Origin of the sequence: Psychrobacillus sp. FSL K6-4046, from assembly GCF_038624605.1 — a bacterium.
Lineage (GTDB): Bacteria > Bacillota > Bacilli > Bacillales_A > Planococcaceae > Psychrobacillus.
Genome location: NZ_CP152020.1, coordinates 1,678,172 through 1,696,756, shown reverse-complemented (window position 1 = coordinate 1,696,756; position 18,585 = coordinate 1,678,172). Strand labels below are relative to the sequence as shown.

Sequence of the window (18,585 nt, the reverse complement as noted above, 5' to 3'; positions counted from 1 at the left end):
AAAGAGTATTATTTGTTCATTTTGTTCCCCATCTTCCTTGTAATATAAAGCCATTTAAACTCCCGCCGTTTCTTTTGTATACCTAACTGCATTTCTTTTTCTGTGAAGCCCTCTGCTATCTTCTGAAAGCAAAAGATAAGCAGCATAAATATAGCTAATGGTGGTAGAATCAGCCATAGTTGTCTCGTTAAAAATACTTCCTTTGCAATAGATATCATTCCAGATAATTCGTAAATGACTGGAGAAAGTCTCGCACTATCTGGAAAGCTTATCGCTCCTCCGACAAAAATAGATAAAACACCTAAATGCACTAGTGTTTGAAGTACTTGTACTACATGCTGAGACCAATATAACCAAAGCTTTCTTCCTATTTGTGGGTTGATATGCTTCAGAATAACCCATATTAATGACCCGCCCATTACAGCAGAACTTTGCACATATTCTTTTTTTATTGCCTCATTCATTTCATTCCCTATAAGACTAGTAGTTATGGGGAGGACTAACACGGACATGATCAAAGCTTGGATGAAAAGCCTTTCTCCTAAGCTTGTTTCTAATCCACTTGTTGAAATAGTTAAAATTGGTAAAAGTAAAATAAACATTAATAATGTTAATGGTAAAAAGTGCATACCATCGGCGATACTATTTATTACCTTTCTCCATCTTTCGTTCAAAAAGAATGCATATAGAATTCCTAGTAAATATCCTCCGCCTACTCTGATCGTAGCAACTAATACAGTCATACCAATTGTATATTTTGTTCCAACAAGCAGTTGCTGAAGAATAGAATATCCATATGGATCTGTACCAAAAATAATACTAGTAGATGGAGGCAGTGGTGGCCTTCCGATAAGGTTACCGTTATCGTCATATAAAAAATTTACCTGCTCTACATCGTCATGAAAGATAAAATAATAGGCGACGGACACACTGAATAGTCCAACAATTATTAATGCAGGAATTGTGATATTCAGACGTTGTCTGGAGAATATATTGAATCTCCGTGTATGTGCCTTAGTTTTGTATCGAAAAATTGCTTTCCACTGCAGTCGATCTAAGAGCGGAACTCGCAACCCTTCAAACATAACGCTTTTTTCCAGTCGACCCCGTTTAACCAGATTCTCAACAACCGAATAGAATAGAAAAAATGGTATGAATATCGATAGTAAGATGAAAGTAATACCCTTTGGACTAAAATCATTCGTTAAATAGTGTAGAATCCCTTCTATCCCAAAAAGATACTCTACTATGAACAAGGAGGACAATGTGAGCCAGACGATTGATTTTGATTGAAAGAAGACACTCTGCAGAACATTACGGGTACAGTGCTTAATCAGCACCTCGACATTAGAAAGCCCCTTAGATCTAGCAAGCTCTACATATGGCTGGTCCAGCTCTTGTTTAAATAAAAGCACCAATAATTTATAAAACAAAATGGCTGGTATCACCGATAGGCAAATGACAGGAGCCGCATAAACCCTCTCTCCCCCTAAGCTATAAAAAGAAAGAATTCGTAAACCTGTCATCGTATACAGTTGTACTACGGCTAGTTGGATAAGAAATATGTATGCAAAATCAGGAATCGCAGTTAGTATATTTGCAAATTGTAGTAAAAGCTTTTGGACCGGACCATTTGAAATAGTCGTAAAAATAGCCAATATAAATGAAATAAACAAGGAAAACAACAAAGAGACTATCAATATAGTCATCGAATACAAATAAGGACCCTTCAGATATTCCGATATGCTAATCGGAATAATCTCCATTGTTTGCATTACTAGATAGCTAAGATGCCATTCAGACGGTAAAAACAAACTTTTACATACCTCAAAAATTGTTCGTAAATAGAAAGAAAAGTCAAAGAGGCTACCTACTTGAAACAAGACGATGGGAACGCAGCTAATTAAAACAATCCCAATAATACCCAAAAGAAATTTACCTAACAAATTAATCCATCTGTACATATTGTTCCCCCTAGGTAGACCTCTTCTATCGCTCTATAAGGGTATACGAACCTATTTAGGTAAAAGTTTCAAAATTGTTAAATATTAGTTTTTATTCATAAATTATCTTTTTCCTCTTTAATTTTAGAGGATGCAATTCCGGTGGTTAATTGATAAAATACCACCAGTCGCTGTCGCTCGTAAGGCTGTAGCACTTAACATTCTCATCCCACTGGAATCCTCTCTTACCTCTAAAGAAATTTAATGGTAAATTACTACTTTTATAGTTGACTGGGTATATCAAATATACGACTTAGTTCTTTTCATATCAGTAATGAAGTAAGGGTTATCTTTTTTCATTCTCTCCGAAAGAAGCACGACGTTACTTGGATCCTCTATTAATAATTCTAATTCACTTTGGGTGATTCCAACCACTTGAAGAAAGTCAACTCTACCATGAACACTATCTATCCCTGTAAGCTCTGGATCATCTATAACAAGCAACGCTGTAATCGCAGAGTCTACTCCAATATGGATGGAACCCCCATTACCAGCAACATACTGAAATGGCTCAAAAGGTTTTTTCTGCGTATATGTATAACTGGCAAGATTAGAAAGCATGGATACTGCCCATAAACAATCCTCTACATTTTCCTCTGCCAATTTAATCGTCATTTCATATCCCCAGCCACTCCATTTACCCCCGAACGATTGATCATTCACATACAAGTCGGTCATCCCATAAGTCACCATATGCTTGTACCCATTAGGTGACTGATAAATACTATATCCATCAATATATTGGTCCCCACCTAACCAAGCCCGAGCATGTAGGTCTGTCCCAAAATGAGCAGGTTCTTGGTTCGGATAAAGCTCCTCAAAAACTCTATCGATTGCATCCCATCCTGGTGACCAATCCTCTTGCGTTGCCGCTCGCTTTTTATACTCTTCTAGGTTCATGATTATATCTTCCTTTCGACTTTAACTTTTATTATTGCTACGAAAAAATAGCTAATTAGTTTCAAATTTAGAAGAAATCCAAAAATGGTGTTATGATTTTTATTTAACTGAATATAGTGTTTCTTAAATAAAAGCTACTTTAAAGCGGAAGATTGATTAAAAATATAAATAAAATGAGTTGGAAAATGAATCTCCAAGCTCATTTTTGATATCAATTTTTCTAATGCATATGTAGAGCTACCTCAAAACACTCTACCGGTGATAAAATCTTCGTGAACGGTGATAAAGCCCCACCGAACGGTGATAAATTACATTTGCCGAGGAGAATGTTTAACATCGCTAATACCCGTTTTCGTTCTTTGTTTCCGTTGGTTATTAATGGAACTAATTCTTCTGATTTAAACATAAAAAAAGTGCGACCCTTAAGGATCGCACTTTTCATTATGCTTTAGTGTATCGTAGTACTGGCTTACGTGCAGCTTTTGTTTCGTCTAAACGATTGATCACGGTTGTATGTGGTGCATTTTGAACGATTTCTGGGTTTTCTTCAACCTCTTTAGCAATTTGAATCATTGCATCACAGAATGCATCTAACGTTTCTTTCGATTCTGTTTCAGTTGGCTCAATCATCATGCCTTCTTCTACATTCAATGGGAAGTAGATTGTTGGCGGATGATAACCAAAGTCTAACAGACGCTTAGCCATATCTAATGTACGAACGCCTAATTTCTTCTGACGACGTCCACTTAATACGAATTCATGCTTACAATGACGATTGTATGGAAGGTCGTAATAAGCTTCCAAGCGTCTCATCATATAGTTAGCATTTAACACCGCGTATTCTGTCACTGCCTTTAAACCATCTGGTCCCATAGAACGAATATATGTGTACGCACGAACATTGATACCAAAGTTACCGTAGAACGGTTTTACTCGGCCAATAGTTTGTGGACGATTATAGTCGAATGTATACTTGTTATCTTCTTTAACTAATACTGGGCTTGGCAGGAATGGAATAAGATCAGCCTTCACTCCAACCGGTCCAGAACCCGGGCCTCCCCCACCATGTGGTCCTGTGAATGTCTTGTGCAGATTTAAATGTACACAGTCAAAGCCCATGTCTCCTGGACGTGCTTTCGACATTACCGCATTTAAGTTGGCACCATCATAGTAAAGCTTGCCGCCTACCCCGTGAATAATCTCTGCTAGCTCTAAAATATGCTCCTCAAATAAACCTAATGTGTTAGGGTTTGTAAGCATCAAGGCAGCTGTATCAGGACCAGCTACACGACGTAGATCCTCTAAATCTACTAAGCCGTCCTCATTAGACTTAACAGTAATCGTTTCGAACCCTGCTACCGTTGCAGATGCTGGATTTGTTCCATGCGCAGAGTCAGGTACGATTACCTTCGTACGCTGTGTGTCCCCATTCGATTCATGGAAAGCACGAATCATCATCAGCGCTGTCCACTCACCGTGGGCACCAGCTGCAGGTTGAAGAGTAACCTCATCCATACCAGTTATTTCAACTAGAGATGTTTGTAATTCATATAACAGTTCCATTGCACCTTGAACAGTTGACTCTTCTTGAAGTGGGTGAATATTTGCAAATCCAGGGAATCTTGCAACAGATTCATTGATTTTCGGGTTGTATTTCATCGTACAAGAACCTAGTGGATAGAATCCTGTATCCACACCATGGTTTCGGTTAGATAAAGCTGTATAGTGACGCATGATGTCTAGCTCAGATACTTCTGGTAGCTCTGCCTCTTCTTCACGTAACATCCCTGCAGGCAAGATGGATGACAAATCTACTTCTGGAACATCTAGCTCAGGTAGGCTATATCCTACTCGACCTTCTTTTGTTATTTCAAAAATTAGTGGTTGATTGTCCTTATGCATAAAGAGCCCCCATTTCTTGCACGAGTGCATCTATTTCTTCTTTTGTACGTTGTTCCGTTACTGCAATCAATACGTGGTTTTTCAGATCCAAGTTGATACGACCCAAATCAAATCCACCGATTATACCTTTTTCTAAAAGTTTACTATTTGCATCAGCTACTGAACCATTCACCTTCACGACGATTTCATTAAAATGAGCTCCTTGGAAAGGTACTTCAAATCCAGCTTTTTCAAATGCCAGCTTTGCATAGTGAGTCTTAGTTATATTTTGAACAGCCATTTCTTTTACACCTTTTTTACCAAGAGCTGTCATCGCTACAGATGCAGCAAGTGCATTTAAAGCTTGGTTAGAACAGATATTAGAAGTAGCTTTGTCACGACGAATGTGCTGTTCGCGTGCTTGTAGTGTTAACACAAAACCACGGCGACCTTCCTCATCTGTTGTTTCTCCAACAAGACGACCAGGTACCTTACGCATCAGCTTAGAAGTTACCGCGAAGTAGCCACAATGTGGTCCACCAAATGCTTCCGCAATACCAAAAGGCTGTGCATCCCCTACTGTAATATCGGCACCAAACTTACCAGGTGGTGTTAAAGCACCCAATGCAAGAGGGTTAGCTGAAACAACAAACAACGCTTTTTTCTCATGTGTTACTTGCTCAATTTTTGCTAGGTCTTCAATTTGACCGAAGAAGTTAGGATATTGAACCATAACTGCTGCTGTATCCTCATCGACTGCTTCTTCTAGCTTAATTACGTCTGTAACCCCATCTTTCATCGGTACAGTAACTACATCTACATTTTGACCCTTTGCATAAACCTTCACTACATCAATATACTCCGGATGGATTGCCTCAGAAACTACTAACTTCTTACGCTTTGTGTGTCCTGCTGCAAGGTTACCTGCTTCTGCAAGCGCAGTACCTCCGTCATACATAGAGGAGTTTGCAAGATCCATTCCAGTCAATTCGCAAATCATCGTTTGGAATTCAAAAATAGCTTGAAGCTCCCCTTGAGAAATCTCGGGTTGATATGGTGTATAAGCTGTATAAAATTCAGAACGTGAAATAACATGATCCACAACGATAGGCTTGAAATGATCATATACTCCAGCACCTAAGAAAGACGCATATTGTCTACTATCTGCATTTTTAGCAGCTAGCTGGCTTAATTCCTTAAGAAGAGCAGATTCTGCTTTAGCAGGTTTAATATTATATTCCCCTTTAAAACGAACCTTTTCTGGGATATCTGCAAACAATTCATCAATAGAAGAAATGCCGATTACGTCTAACATTTCTTTTTGATCTTGTTCAGTCATTGGTAAATAACGATGCTGCTTCATCAATGGACAACCTCTTTCTTTGTCTTATTTTTCTCTTTTATAAAACGGAGTAGCTACAGTTACTGCTTTTAATCGTTTGTTACGTATTTCAATTTCAAGTTCCTGTCCGATTTCAGCAAATGTTGCGTCAATTAAAGCTAGACCGATATTCTTTTTAGATGTAGGTGATTGCGTACCGGTAGTAACAAAACCAATTTGAACTCCATCTTTGTATACTGGATAACCAGTACGTGGAATTCCTTTATCAATCATTTCGATTCCAATACTCTTTCTCGGAACACCATTTTCTTTTTGTTCTACCAATACTGACTTCCCATTAAAATCTTGCTCTTTATTCAGTTTCACTACGAATCCAAGCCCTGCTTCTAATGGAGTAATATCTTTAGATAATTCTTGGCCATATAATGGTAGGCAAGCTTCAAAGCGTAATGTGTCTCGAGCTCCAAGCCCACATGGAAGTAATCCTTCATCTTTACCTGCCTCTAGTATGCTGCTCCATAAATCTGTTAGATCATTACTAGATGCATAGATTTCAAAACCATCTTCTCCCGTATAACCAGTTCTTGATACGATTACTTCTTTGCCAGCGACTTCTACTTTGTCTTTAAAGCGGAAAAATTTAATTTCTGCTAAATCCTGTGTCGTTAACTTTTGAAGAATTTCTTGTGCTTTTGGACCTTGCAAAGCTAATAGTCCATAGTCATTAGAGCTATTATTTAACTCAACATCATCTATAAGATTTTCTTTCATCCACTCAAAATCTTTTTCTATATTACCAGCATTCACAACCAATAAATAATGCTGATCCTCTAGCTTATAAACCAATAGGTCGTCAACAATTCCGCCGTCTTTATAACACATGACATTATACTGTGCTTGACCATTAACTAATTTAGAAATGTCATTGGTAACTAAACCTTGTATGTAGTTTTCACTTTGTGGCCCACTTACGAAAATTTCTCCCATATGGGAAACATCAAACAATCCAGCCTTCGTACGAACAGCTTCGTGCTCTTCCTTAATACTTGAAAACTGAACAGGTAATTCCCAGCCACCAAAATCGATTGTTTTTCCTCCATACGATGAATAGACATCATACAACGGCGTTCGTTTTAACTGTTCTGACAATTTAAATTCCTCCTTTAAATAGGTAGAAAAAGCATAGGGCATTAAAGGTACATGGTTTAAAAATCACAAAAAGGACAGAAAACCCCCTTTAACTTAACAAGGGTTCTCTGTCCTGGCACCTGAAAGTTTACCATAAGATGGCTTTCCCCTTTGGTGGCTTTCCACTTAACTTTGAAAGCACTCTCCAGAGTTGCGTCCTATACGAGTCCATTTGCCTGAGAGATTCATAAATAATTACTTGCTCCTTCGGCGACGCAGTGATGCGTTCTCTCCCCGTATAATCATCCGCTAAATATAGAAATATCACTAGCTTTGTCTATATCCTAACATTGAACATAAGAGAGCGCAATCATTTTTACAAAAACTATCTAAAGACGAACGAATATTTAAAGAAATTGATAAATCATTCGCCTTTGAGTCGATTTACTTGAAATCCTGCGTATTCTGTTATTTGTCGAATATGCCTGTTTTCGGTTCTAATAGTAATATGAGCAGCCTTTTTGTAGCTTCTTCTCCGCGTATTATAAAGTTGCTGTAATTCTTCCTTCGTACTCCTTTGAACGATTGGCCTATTTTTATCCGTTTTTATACGCATCCAAATATCTTCGAATGTTGCGTCTAAAAATAAAACTAGTCCATTATTTCTCATAATTTTAATATTCCGTTCAAGTGTGGCTACACCACCACCCGTAGAAATAATACAAGATTCATTTCGAAAGGTTTGCAAAAACTCCGTCTCTAATTTCCTAAAATATGCCTCACCGTGCTGCTCAAATATTTCAGGTATCGACATTTTCTGTTTTTTGACAATTTCTTTATCCATATCATAGTAAGGCATTTTTAAATGGTAGCTCAGCCTTCTTCCGACAGCGCTCTTACCGCTCCCCATAAAGCCTACTAAATAGATCTTGTACATTTTTCATCAACTCACTACATACCAGGATTATTTTCTTGATCAATAAAAATACTCATTTTATTGATAGTATCACTAATATGACGGATTTCCAACAAATCATACGTTCGATATTTAGATTGGTATGCGGCAGTAATGGTGAGAATGGAAAAACAGACAATGGAAAGTAGTATGGCGGAAGCTAGTAGCAAAGCACCTTTTTGCTCATTTAGAATACGTAACATACATGGTGTGCTCCTTCTGTTGACCATTAAAAAAAGTGACGAAGAATGTAATATTTTGTCCTTCCATACTAACTTTAAGTGCTTGTACATTTAAGAGGAGAGGCTCGTTCCCCAATCTATTCTTTTGTTTTCGAATTACGTTTGATGCGAATTCCACATCAAACTCTTCCCCTTCTTTTATAAAGCGGATTCCTGGCTGGCTTTTTTGGACCATGATACTATCTACATTATTTAGGTAAGCTTCCACGTATTGTATGAATAAACCCCATTCCACTTCTTGTGGATCCGTCACCTTTTTTTCTGTCGTATATAACGACCACATTATTAGTACCAGTATTTGAGCAAAGATAATAAATACCGATAGTTGTAAAATACCATCGATAAAAGTATAACCATTTTGCTTTTTTAATTTACCGATGAGATCTCTATACAGTTAATCATCTCTCCTCTCGCACCTTCATATTCTACACAAACCTGTTGTTCATCTATTTGAAAGTTAAATGTTACACTTTCTATAGTAAGAGATCCGTTTTTTATATTTTCTGTCACGAATAATTTAGCTGCTTCATTCATGACAATCGCCGAGTGATATTTTCTCTTTTTGTCTTCAAGCTTCACATTCATATTTGTGAGTAAAGGTAGAAGTATTGTAGCAATCATAAAAGTAATAAATAAAGTTAATATGGTTTCTGCCCATGAGAATCCCTTATTGTTCATACGCTAATTTACCAGTACCAATATGCACAGTAACTAGTTTCGTTTCTTTTGAAGTCAAGAAAGCAAAGCTCCCAAAATTCCTAACCATACCACTCGGCAGAAAAATAAGTTCCTTTAATTTACTGTCCTCCGATAAACTAATATGTGAAGGCAGCCTATTTTCAAATAAAGTTATATTGGAGTTTGTCGTGGAATAGCTTGTTCCTTTGTTTCCAAATTTTAAAACGATATATTGCTCCTGACTTAAAGCCAGAGCTTGCGCTCGTTGCACATCTAACTGAAATTGGCGAAAAAATCTTTTTTCCTCTAGCTCGATTACCTTATTAGACGTTCCATAAATAACCGCAGAGCTAATTACCATAACAATCATTAGAATTAATGTAGTCTCGATCAAAGTAAATCCAGCTTGTTTTTTAATTTCCTCCATTAGCTACTTCCTTAATAATCACTTTTCCATTTTCAATATCAATTTCATCCCCGTTAGGACAGCTTTTATTATTTGCTCCCAAATATTCATCTACAGTTAAATCTGAGAGTAAAGGAGTTTTATTATTATCTATTTTATAGGCTTGCACTTGTCCTTCGACCATTTTAATGTAGGCTGCACAGCCCTTCTTATCAATATTTGCTGAATGCTTTGTGACATTTGGAATCGAGATTAATATTAGTACAGATATAATTAGCAGTACAATCATCATTTCAATTAAAGTAAAACCTCTATTAGATTTTAATAAGTTTTTCATTTGATTAGCTCCTTTAAATTATATTAATCATTTCATATACTGGTAGTAAGATTGCCAAATAAGCACCCACTATAAAAACTGCAAGTATTAAGAACATCAAGGGTTGAATAATACTTAAGTAACGGGATAGTTTTTCCTCTACGCGCTTGTTTATAAAGTCACTATAAAGTGTAAGTTCTTTGCCTAGGTAGCCATTATTTTCTCCATGAACAATAAATTGATGAAAATCATCAGTAAAACAATCCACTAGTATGACACCTTCTGAAAATGAGGAGCCATAAATTACTTTTTCGTTCATTTGAAATACAATGTACTGCAGTATTTTATTTTCTTTTTGGTGGATTAAAGCAGTAAAGGATTCTTGAAGAGACATACCACTCTCTAGAAGTACCCCTATCTCCCTAGAGAATATTCTGGTCACTAGTAAACGAAACCAACTATTCAAAATGGGAGTTCGTTTAAAGAATATAATTTTAATCTCCATACTTTTCTTTCTAAGCAGGAGCCATAGAACTAGACAGAGTAATATCATAGAGAAGAGAGAAACTATAAAGATGTTAGGAAGGTTTAGTAGGGTATTGGTTAATGCTAGGGAACTGTCAGATTGGGCGGAGTTTTTAGAAAGCAAGGTTTCCATATTGGGAATAAAGTAAATTCGAAAAACAGAAAACAACAAAAATATTATGACAAACAAAAATAAGGGATATAACAAGAGGTTCTTCAAACGTTTTCTTGCTTGCTCATTGAAAGCAGAGTTAACAGCTAAAACTTCTGTTGTCTCTGCTAAATGTCCATGCTGGGAAGCCAAATAAATGGGAAGAAGTAAACGATTAGGAAAACCTAGCACCCTAAATACTTCTATTACGCCAAGCCCTCTTTTTTGTATGTCCGTCACTTTCGTTTGTACCACATGTATGTTCTTCACATGAAATGGTAATAACATAGTAATCGCTTCATGAAATGTATATCCCTCATTAAGCAACTCACTTAACCTTTTCAAAAAAGAGGCATGCATAGAAGCGTGTATGGTTTCATCCTTCTTACGGAGATAATCTTTAATTGATTTTAATAACACCTTCCCTGATCCCCCTTTCTATTTGGTACGAAAGAGTTAAGGGAACTGGAACCTTGAAAGTATTTCCTTCACTTATCGAGAGTAAGGCACCCTTTAAAACATCATCTGCAATAATTTCATATATGGCAGATAGTTCTGGACTTTTTGTTTTTACTACACTTACCAATCTTTGAGTGACAACACCGGTTACCGTTTGTTTTAATTCATCAATACTAATACCAAGATCCATTAGTCTATATAAAGCACCTAATCCGTCCTTGGCATGAATCGTGGATACTACTAAGTGGCCCGTTAAGGAAGCCTGTATTGCCGCTTTAGCCGTATCCTCATCTCTTATCTCTCCGATCATAATAACGTCTGGCGAGTGCCTTAAGATGGCTTTTAGCCCTTTGGCATACGTAACACCTGAGCGCTCATTCACTTGAATTTGAAGTAGATATGATTGGCTATTTTCAACAGGGTCCTCTAAAGAGATGACATGCCGGTTCATATTTTCTGCACAGTATTTTGTCAATGAATACATAGATGTAGACTTACCTGAGCCAGTTGGTCCAACAAATAGAATCATTCCTTGTCGTTGGTTAGCAAGCTCTACGATTTTGTCTGATGCTCCTCTAAATAAGGAAAGTGAGTGGATAATTTTTGCATTGTCGTGCTGTTGAAGTCGAATGACTAAGCTCTCCTTTCCATACACAGATGGTAAGGTAGAAACTCGAAACGAAAATTTTTGTGAGTTAAACATATGTTGGAAGGAACCGCTTTGTGGTTTTCGTTTTTCGCTGATATCAAGAGAGGATAAAAACTTGAAGTATGATATGATTCTAATCCCGAGATTTAATGGCAGCTGACCTGCCTCGAACATTTGGGATGTCTTCTTGAAATAATAGATGTAATTTTCTTCATTGGGAATCATGTGAAGATCAGAAGCTCCAAATTGATGTGCCTTCTTTAATAGTTGGAAGCATCTTTGTTCCACTACATTTTCTTCTTGCTGCATTTAGTCGTCCTTTCCCCAGTCACAAGCTTGGCCGCACGAAGCTTATAAAACATAGTATACTTCCTATTTCTAAATAAATAAAGTGATTTTTCACAATTTTTATTTATTAGATGATATCGTTTGTCATTCTTAAATTCTCCCTTATAATAAAATTAATGGAAGGTGGGATATACTTGTCCGATACATTAAAACTAACAGGTACCCTGGCAGATGAGACTAGATACTCAATCTATCAATATATTATAAAAGAAAATAAGGAAGTAAATGTACAGCAAATTGCCCAACATTTTGGTATTCATCCAAATGTGGCTAGACTACATCTTACAAAACTAAACGAAGCGAAGCTACTGACTTCGAAATTCGTTAAAAACGAAAAAGGTGGTCGGCCAGCAAGAGTTTATGTTGTTGCTGAAGAACCAATACATTTAAGTTTTCCTAAACAAGAAAATCATTTACTGCTTGAATGGCTATTGGAATTAGTGGATACAATGGGTGAGGAAGCGCTTGAAAAAGCTAAGGATATCGCTTATCAAAATGGACAAAAAGTGGTTAATCATACACTAATGGATAGCATGTCCTTTGAAGAGAGACTGGATATTTTAAAGGAAACTGCCCACTCTATAGGTTATATCCCTACTATCATGGAAAAGAACAATAAAAAAGTTATCACTTTTTCTATATTCAATTGTCCTTATAAAGATTTTTTAAATAAATACCCACAATTTATATGCTTATTACATGAATCCTTTCTAAAAGGACAGTTTGACAAGTTATTCCCAGAGAATTCATTCATCCAGTTAGAGAGTAAGCAAAATCACTGTATTAATTGCGTATATCACGTCGAAGTTCTATAATGAATTGAAGATGTATCTTAATTGTGACAAACTTATGTTATTCATATGTAGATATCTAATAATCAGTTTACATGTAAGAACACTTTCATTTATAATGAATAGGAGAATTATTTGTATTCTTTGCAAAAGGAGGGACTACAATTGGGCAATATGTATAAAGTAATGGCATTCTGGACAGGGATTTTTGCAGTTATGTTTTATTTAGGTGATATGACAGAAGCGTCTTTACTATTTTTAGCAAATACGGGGTTATTCCTTCTTTTAGGGTTCTTAAACCTATCTGAGCGTATGTATATGTACATCTTCGGGGCTTACTTAATGTTCTTCTTCGCTGGTTTTACATACTACACTACATTCATACATGTACCAGGTGGACATTAATAAAGTCCAAAGCAGCTTCCACATATAATGGAGGCTGCTTTTTATTTGGTCTTTATTAAAACCCATTCAAAAATGGATTGCTGTCCATTTCTGCTTGAACAGTTGATGCTGGGCCATGCCCAGGATATATTACAGTTTCTACAGGAAGTGTTAATAGCTTTGTGTGTATCGACTTTAACAGCTGCTTCTCGTTACCACCAGGTAGATCTGTACGACCTATACTGTTTTGGAATAACGTATCTCCAACTATTGCAAAGCCATCTGATTCAAAGTAATAGGTTATGCTGCCTGGAGAATGTCCTGGTGTGTGAGAGATGGTAAATTCAAAATCACCAATACTCATCTTTTCTTCATGGTTTAACATTACGTCGGCTTCTTTAGCAATAATATTTGGGATTTCTGCATATTTGGCAGAACCATTCTTCTCCGCATTAGTTAACCATGACTTTTCTGTAGGATGTATATAGACTGGAATATGATATGTATCTCTTACGTCATCTACAGCCCCAATATGATCAAAGTGAGCATGGGTCAGCAGTATGGCAATTGGTTTTAAATGCAGCCTGTTTAGCTCCTTAATTAACTGCTCTCCGTTGCCTCCTGGATCAAAAATTAGGCATTCTTTTTTAGCATTGGAAATGACGTAGCAATTCGTTTGTATAAAACCTAATGGGTATGTACGTATATTTAACATAATTTCACCTCTTCTCTATATTAAACGATTTGTTTACCTTTGTTCAATCTTTCGCCACTTTTATTACTCGACAAAAGAACAGATAACAATTACAATAGAAGAGGAATATGCAATCGCGACATTTATTTTATATGTCGGAAGGAGTGTCTTTCATGAACTTATTAATAGTTATTTTTGGTCTTGTTACAGTGCTAGCTATTATAGGCACTTACCAAGCAATCAAAGAAAAAAATTTACTAAGTGTTTTATTTAACTTTGGTACATTTGCAGTTTTTGGTTTCTTTACAGTTATGACAGTAATCAACCAAGGCTTTCCACCAAGCTTACACTAAAACATACAGAAAAAGCTGCTATACAAATGTATAGCAGCTTTTTCTATTCCAATATATTTAACCATTTACCTTCTTTTAAGGTATTTAAGTTAATCCATTGTTCTTTCTCATATCCACCAAGACAAATCATACCGTTTGGCGAGCAGTCAATAGGACGTTCTATTATTTCCCCATATTGTTTTTCCCCTTCTATGGAATACATACCTATTATACTTTTTTCATTTGTTTCATCCTTATTTCCCTTTTCTTTCGCTTGGAAGGCAATAAAGCTATTTGGAGAGATTATGGATATGGTAGGTATAACCCACTCGGAGTAATTACTTACGGCTGGAGATACCCAGTCAAAGCTCTTTCCATTACTTTTGTTCACTAAGTGATACTTAAATTGCATGTTTTCTTCATCTATTTGAATATAGACTAGAGAATCCCCTAAGTTTTGTACATCTATAATATTACTCCACTCCGTAGCCTTAATGGAATGATCAGCTATAGAATACTGTTTTAGATTACTTCCATCTAAACTAGTTTCACTCCAATCGAATACCATTAAATTCTCGCTGTCCAACCACTTTACAAATGGATTCTCTACATCAATCGCTTCCATTTCTTGCGTATGTCCATTGTAAACTACGCTGTTATAACTCCAATCTTCATAAAAAGCAGTGAAAGCAATTAAATTTGGATCTGTTGGATGCCAATCCATGTACAGTTCAGCAGATTCAAAATACAAGCTTTGCTCCACTACACCGTTCATATGTATTAATTGCACTTCAGCTGAGGAGGAATTGTTAGAAGTATGTAAAACTATCATTTCTTTGCTCGGATGAATCATTCCTTGAATCACTGGTGTTTTAGTTCTATAAATCTCTTTCCATTCTTCTTTAGTGACCGAGTAAGATTTTAAAATCCACTCTCCTTTGTCGACCAATATAAGTAAGATTTCATCATCAGATAACCAACCAATAACACTATGAAATTTGTTACGTTCTAAATGAATGGATGGGATATTATTTGTGATATCATTTTCATTTGCAGATGTGGGCTGCTCGGAGATATCGTCAGGGGGAACTTCTGGTGACTTCTCTGTTTCTGTGCAGGCCTGTAAAAACATTATACAAAATATAAATAATAAAGCTTTTTTCAACATTCTCCCCCCTTCATCCTATACACATTAGACGATTCAAACTACATTTTGTTTCAAAAAAAGTAAACATCTTATATTTTATTCTCTAACTTTTTCTAATGAGCTAATTCAATAAAATAATAATCGTTATTTTATAGGATAACACAAAAAGTCACACCACTTTACATTATCTACATATTTTTTAGCTTAAAATTTTGAAAAGGGCATAATAAAATTAAGACTTTTCTAACTGCTTAAGATTTAACTAAAAGACGCCAGTAATTTTTACGAATTTTATTTATCAGCTAAAAAAGCACAGACTTTTTAGTCTGTGCTTTTAAGAAATTATTCAGTTGAATCCTTCGTTTCATCAATTAAAAGATTACCTGTCTTTAAATCATAGAATCGTAGCAAATCTCCATTGATAATTTTATCGGAATAGCCTAGTGCCTGTGTTGCTCGATCAACATATGGCTGACAGTTTTCCATCTCGACCTCTAGACCTGTTCCATTCTCATAACATGTGTTTGCAGTGTATAAATAATCTTCTGTAACAAAACCACCATTACGGAAAATAACAAATTCCTCGTGATCCTCAGAGAAAATATCTGCACCTAATTGCATATCCTTATTCGTTTCTAAACCTAATAAGTGTAAAATTGTTGGACGTAAGTCAATTTGACCGGAAATATCCGTAATTTCTTTCCCAGCATCACTATTTGGTATATGAACGAACATAGGAACGCTTTGTAACTTAGCAGATTCATAAGGCGTGATTTCTTTACCTAAATACTTAGACATTGCAGCATTATGATTTTCAGAAATACCATAATGGTCTCCATACATTACAATAATAGAATTATCATATAATCCTTTTTCTTTTAATTCATCAAAGAATACTTTTAATGATTCATCCATGTAACGAACGGATTGGAAGTATCTATTTAATGTTCCAGAATTAGAATCATATTCAGGTATTAACATATCTTCTTCATCCAATGTAAATGGATGGTGATTCGTCAACGTGATTAAACGTGAATAAAAAGGCTCAGGCATTTCTGTCATTAAATCTACAGATTGCTCTAGGAATGGAATATCCTTTAGTCCCCAGTTTACTGAGTTTTCATCATTTACATCATAACTCATTACATCATAAAACTTTTGAATATTAAGCGACTGGTACATCATATCTCGGTTCCAAAAGCTTTTCTTGTTAGAGTGCATGACGTTCGTAAAGTAACCTTCCTCATTTAAACGTTCTGCCATTGAGTGGTATGTGTTTTCTCCGTGTGTAAAGAATACCGCGCCGCCACCTAAAGGATAAAGAGAATTTTCTATAAGAAACTCTGAATCAGATGTTTTCCCTAATCCTGTTTGATGATAGAAATTTGAAAAATAGAATGTATCTTTATCGTTCGTTAGACTGTTTAAGAATGGGGTTACTTCATGCCCGTTCATTTCGTTATTTAAAACAAACGACTGTAAAGATTCCATAGAAACAACAATTAGGTTTCTGTCTTTAGCTAAGCCAAACATTTCCTCATTCGGATCTGCTTGATTTGAGCGTACATAGTTATTTACTTCGACTAACTCACTTCCATCTGCAAGTGCACGTTGAGCATGGGACTTGGATTGAATATAAATGTCGTATAAATGGTAATTGTATGAGCCAAGATTTTTAACAAGCATCTCTCTGTCAAAACTTCTTGTTAGAAGCTGAGGTCTCTCAATTTCAGAAAGTCCTAAATTTAAAAATAATATAGCAGCAGAAAGCACAAAATATGCTCTTCTTGTTGCTGGTTTAATACTCGTACCTTTTTCTCTAGTTTTTAACCATTTCATCGCGATTAAAATAATCGCAATATCGGTGAAATAGAAAATATCAGTAAGGAAGATACTTGCTGCTGCAGAAGAACCTAAATCTCCAAAATTACTTGTTTGAAACAAGACTGGAATGGTTATGAAATCCGTGAAAAAGCGATAAAATACAGCATTTGCATAAAGCACGATGGAAAGTATCACACTAGTAATTACTATATGTCTATTTCGAGCCTTATTGGTTTTATAAAATAAAGAAATTCCATAGATCAGGAGCAAAAAGCTCAATGGGTTAATAAATAAAATAAATTGTTGCATTATATTCTCGATTTTCATATCAAAGCTCGTGTGGTACACAATATACGTTTTTATCCAAGTTGCCACAATTGCAATTACAAGAATAGAATGTTTGGGCCAGTTATTTTTCAATGCCTACATCCTCCTTATTTACTCCTTATGCGAGTAAAGTAACAGTGTATATATTAATCCTTTATTGACAATAAATCAATATCAATGAATTGGGATATTTATATAAAATTTTACAATCCCTTTTTTATATACCCTTTATTAGACGTTCTCAAACCCGAAAAGTTTCATTTCTTTCGTAATATAGCTTTTTAGTCTTATGCCAGCTTATTAGTTACTAGTCATAAAGTTTTAATGATTCTACTTTTTTCTTGTCTAAGTAATAATACAGCCTGTTGAAAATCTTGAGGCTGGATCATCTGCAAAGCATATAATTCTTTTATTTCCTCTTCCATTATTTCAAGATCTGCTACTCGATCCTTCGTGTATACATAAATTCCAAAACGTTTTAATAACTGCATCACATCATATACAGACTTCAATTACAATCATCCTTTTTTCGATATTCATAACATGGTATGGTTGCACTCTCAGTTATTATGCGGTCAACCGGTAGATCGAACTGTTCTCGTACTACTTCATCATTAACCTGCATATCAAAAGCCAAGGACATTGTTAAGCCAAGGTAAGTAGATAAGAATCGATCATAATATCCACCACCGTACCCGATCCGATAACCTGACTTATTATACACAATACCAGGGACTATTAACAACTCAATTGCATCCGAACTAATAGCCCTCGTAATATTTGGATTTGGCTCCCTTAGATTCATATAGACCGTTTCAAGCTGATCGTAGCTTTCTATGTGATAAAAAGTCATCGCTCGACTTTTGGGAGAACATTTTGGTACAACTACTGTCTTCCCCATACTCCAAAGTTCCTTAATGAGTCCCTCCGTATCTACCTCTGGAAAAGAAGATATCGTAAGGCCAATCGTTTGAAAATTTAAGGTAGAAATTTCTTGTAAAAAATTTATTTTTATTTGCTCGGAATATAATATGTATGAATCATAATCTAATCTAGATAAATTCTCCTGCATTTTTTTTCTTATTAATTGTTTGGACATATTT

The 18,585-nt window shown here is 35.7% G+C and carries 21 protein-coding genes and 1 riboswitch; of the genes, 3 read left to right on the top strand and 18 right to left on the bottom strand.

Translation table 11 applies throughout. The features are described 5' to 3' along the window. Positions 1–8: 8 nt before the first annotated feature. The 13 genes from MKY09_RS08315 to comGA form a co-directional block, all read right to left on the bottom strand. A complete protein-coding gene (locus MKY09_RS08315; protein WP_342568054.1) occupies positions 9–1,964 on the bottom strand; it encodes an ABC transporter permease subunit in 1,956 nt (651 codons plus the stop codon). Between the two features lie 279 nt (positions 1,965–2,243). Beyond that, entirely contained in the window at positions 2,244–2,903 is a 660-nt protein-coding gene (locus MKY09_RS08310) for a suppressor of fused domain protein (protein ID WP_342568053.1), read from the bottom strand. A gap of 441 nt (positions 2,904–3,344) precedes the next feature. Continuing rightward, positions 3,345–4,805, bottom strand: coding sequence for an aminomethyl-transferring glycine dehydrogenase subunit GcvPB (gene gcvPB, locus MKY09_RS08305; RefSeq protein WP_342568052.1), 1,461 nt, complete (start codon positions 4,803–4,805; stop codon positions 3,345–3,347). Then, complete coding sequence (gcvPA, locus tag MKY09_RS08300) at positions 4,798–6,147, bottom strand: aminomethyl-transferring glycine dehydrogenase subunit GcvPA (protein WP_298472916.1); 1,350 nt, start codon at positions 6,145–6,147, stop codon at positions 4,798–4,800. Before gcvPA ends, gcvPB begins: the two co-directional genes overlap by 8 nt. 24 nt (positions 6,148–6,171) lie before the next feature. Next, complete coding sequence (gene gcvT / locus MKY09_RS08295) at positions 6,172–7,317, bottom strand: glycine cleavage system aminomethyltransferase GcvT (RefSeq protein ID WP_342568051.1); 1,146 nt, start codon at positions 7,315–7,317, stop codon at positions 6,172–6,174. Positions 7,318–7,468: 151 nt separating this feature from the next. After that, positions 7,469–7,560, bottom strand: a riboswitch (glycine riboswitch). Between the two features lie 118 nt (positions 7,561–7,678). Continuing rightward, positions 7,679–8,191, bottom strand: coding sequence for a shikimate kinase (locus tag MKY09_RS08290; protein WP_169358119.1), 513 nt, complete (start codon positions 8,189–8,191; stop codon positions 7,679–7,681). Between the two features lie 14 nt (positions 8,192–8,205). Then, entirely contained in the window at positions 8,206–8,412 is a 207-nt protein-coding gene (locus MKY09_RS08285) for a hypothetical protein (RefSeq protein ID WP_298472720.1), read from the bottom strand. Further along, positions 8,393–8,761, bottom strand: a complete 369-nt coding sequence (locus MKY09_RS08280; RefSeq protein ID WP_342568224.1) for a ComGF family competence protein — start codon at positions 8,759–8,761, stop codon at positions 8,393–8,395. Before MKY09_RS08280 ends, MKY09_RS08285 begins: the two co-directional genes overlap by 20 nt. 56 nt (positions 8,762–8,817) lie before the next feature. Next, positions 8,818–9,129: a hypothetical protein gene (locus tag MKY09_RS08275; RefSeq protein WP_298472722.1), complete on the bottom strand. Its 312-nt coding sequence runs from the start codon at positions 9,127–9,129 to the stop codon at positions 8,818–8,820. Next, complete coding sequence (comGD, locus tag MKY09_RS08270) at positions 9,119–9,556, bottom strand: competence type IV pilus minor pilin ComGD (protein ID WP_298472725.1); 438 nt, start codon at positions 9,554–9,556, stop codon at positions 9,119–9,121. Before comGD ends, MKY09_RS08275 begins: the two co-directional genes overlap by 11 nt. Continuing rightward, entirely contained in the window at positions 9,543–9,872 is a 330-nt protein-coding gene (gene comGC, locus MKY09_RS08265) for a competence type IV pilus major pilin ComGC (protein WP_169358114.1), read from the bottom strand. Before comGC ends, comGD begins: the two co-directional genes overlap by 14 nt. Before the next feature lie 13 nt (positions 9,873–9,885). After that, positions 9,886–10,947 (bottom strand): competence type IV pilus assembly protein ComGB, encoded by a 1,062-nt coding sequence (gene comGB, locus MKY09_RS08260; protein WP_342568050.1) that lies wholly within the window; start codon positions 10,945–10,947, stop codon positions 9,886–9,888. After that, the gene (gene comGA / locus MKY09_RS08255; RefSeq protein WP_342568049.1) at positions 10,928–11,944 is read right to left on the bottom strand and encodes a competence type IV pilus ATPase ComGA; all 1,017 of its coding nucleotides are present in this window, start codon (positions 11,942–11,944) and stop codon (positions 10,928–10,930) included. The genes comGB and comGA overlap by 20 nt, the downstream gene beginning before the upstream one ends. Positions 11,945–12,117: 173 nt before the next feature. Between comGA and MKY09_RS08250 the strand changes: the two genes are divergently transcribed. After that, complete coding sequence (locus MKY09_RS08250; RefSeq protein WP_342568048.1) at positions 12,118–12,798, top strand: helix-turn-helix domain-containing protein; 681 nt, start codon at positions 12,118–12,120, stop codon at positions 12,796–12,798. A gap of 141 nt (positions 12,799–12,939) precedes the next feature. Next, positions 12,940–13,179: a DUF2626 family protein gene (locus tag MKY09_RS08245; RefSeq protein WP_169358110.1), complete on the top strand. Its 240-nt coding sequence runs from the start codon at positions 12,940–12,942 to the stop codon at positions 13,177–13,179. 55 nt (positions 13,180–13,234) lie between these two features. Here MKY09_RS08245 and MKY09_RS08240 read toward each other — a convergent pair whose 3' ends face one another. Next, entirely contained in the window at positions 13,235–13,873 is a 639-nt protein-coding gene (locus tag MKY09_RS08240; protein ID WP_342568047.1) for an MBL fold metallo-hydrolase, read from the bottom strand. Positions 13,874–14,025: 152 nt separating this feature from the next. Between MKY09_RS08240 and MKY09_RS08235 the strand changes: the two genes are divergently transcribed. Beyond that, the gene (locus MKY09_RS08235) at positions 14,026–14,205 is read left to right on the top strand and encodes a DUF2759 domain-containing protein (RefSeq protein WP_169358108.1); all 180 of its coding nucleotides are present in this window, start codon (positions 14,026–14,028) and stop codon (positions 14,203–14,205) included. A 43-nt stretch (positions 14,206–14,248) separates the two neighbouring features. Here the strand turns inward: MKY09_RS08235 and MKY09_RS08230 are convergent, their stop codons facing one another. From MKY09_RS08230 to MKY09_RS08215, 4 genes are all read right to left on the bottom strand, one after another. Next, positions 14,249–15,352 (bottom strand): hypothetical protein, encoded by a 1,104-nt coding sequence (locus MKY09_RS08230; RefSeq protein ID WP_342568046.1) that lies wholly within the window; start codon positions 15,350–15,352, stop codon positions 14,249–14,251. Between the two features lie 321 nt (positions 15,353–15,673). Beyond that, on the bottom strand, positions 15,674–17,575 hold the full coding sequence (locus MKY09_RS08225; protein WP_298472789.1) for an LTA synthase family protein: 1,902 nt from the start codon (positions 17,573–17,575) through the stop codon (positions 15,674–15,676). A gap of 218 nt (positions 17,576–17,793) precedes the next feature. Further along, positions 17,794–17,994 (bottom strand): YqgQ family protein, encoded by a 201-nt coding sequence (locus tag MKY09_RS08220; RefSeq protein WP_298472791.1) that lies wholly within the window; start codon positions 17,992–17,994, stop codon positions 17,794–17,796. After that, positions 17,991–18,581 (bottom strand): 5-formyltetrahydrofolate cyclo-ligase, encoded by a 591-nt coding sequence (locus tag MKY09_RS08215; RefSeq protein WP_342568045.1) that lies wholly within the window; start codon positions 18,579–18,581, stop codon positions 17,991–17,993. The genes MKY09_RS08220 and MKY09_RS08215 overlap by 4 nt, the downstream gene beginning before the upstream one ends. Positions 18,582–18,585 lie beyond the last annotated feature (4 nt).

Bases quoted from the DNA above. Each gene is read 5' to 3' on its own strand.
- MKY09_RS08315 (WP_342568054.1), bottom strand. From the start codon at position 1,964: ATGTACAGATGGATTAATTTGTTAGGTAAATTTCTTTTGGGTATTATT.
- MKY09_RS08310 (WP_342568053.1), bottom strand. From the start codon at position 2,903: ATGAACCTAGAAGAGTATAAAAAGCGAGCGGCAACGCAAGAGGATTGG.
- gcvPB (WP_342568052.1), bottom strand. From the start codon at position 4,805: ATGCATAAGGACAATCAACCACTAATTTTTGAAATAACAAAAGAAGGT.
- gcvPA (WP_298472916.1), bottom strand. From the start codon at position 6,147: ATGAAGCAGCATCGTTATTTACCAATGACTGAACAAGATCAAAAAGAA.
- gcvT (WP_342568051.1), bottom strand. From the start codon at position 7,317: ATGCCCTATGCTTTTTCTACCTATTTAAAGGAGGAATTTAAATTGTCA.
- MKY09_RS08290 (WP_169358119.1), bottom strand. From the start codon at position 8,191: ATGTACAAGATCTATTTAGTAGGCTTTATGGGGAGCGGTAAGAGCGCT.
- MKY09_RS08285 (WP_298472720.1), bottom strand. From the start codon at position 8,412: ATGTTACGTATTCTAAATGAGCAAAAAGGTGCTTTGCTACTAGCTTCC.
- MKY09_RS08275 (WP_298472722.1), bottom strand. From the start codon at position 9,129: ATGAACAATAAGGGATTCTCATGGGCAGAAACCATATTAACTTTATTT.
- comGD (WP_298472725.1), bottom strand. From the start codon at position 9,556: ATGGAGGAAATTAAAAAACAAGCTGGATTTACTTTGATCGAGACTACA.
- comGC (WP_169358114.1), bottom strand. From the start codon at position 9,872: ATGAAAAACTTATTAAAATCTAATAGAGGTTTTACTTTAATTGAAATG.
- comGA (WP_342568049.1), bottom strand. From the start codon at position 11,944: ATGCAGCAAGAAGAAAATGTAGTGGAACAAAGATGCTTCCAACTATTA.
- MKY09_RS08240 (WP_342568047.1), bottom strand. From the start codon at position 13,873: ATGTTAAATATACGTACATACCCATTAGGTTTTATACAAACGAATTGC.
- MKY09_RS08235 (WP_169358108.1), top strand. From the start codon at position 14,026: ATGAACTTATTAATAGTTATTTTTGGTCTTGTTACAGTGCTAGCTATT.
- MKY09_RS08230 (WP_342568046.1), bottom strand. From the start codon at position 15,352: ATGTTGAAAAAAGCTTTATTATTTATATTTTGTATAATGTTTTTACAG.
- MKY09_RS08215 (WP_342568045.1), bottom strand. From the start codon at position 18,581: ATGTCCAAACAATTAATAAGAAAAAAAATGCAGGAGAATTTATCTAGA.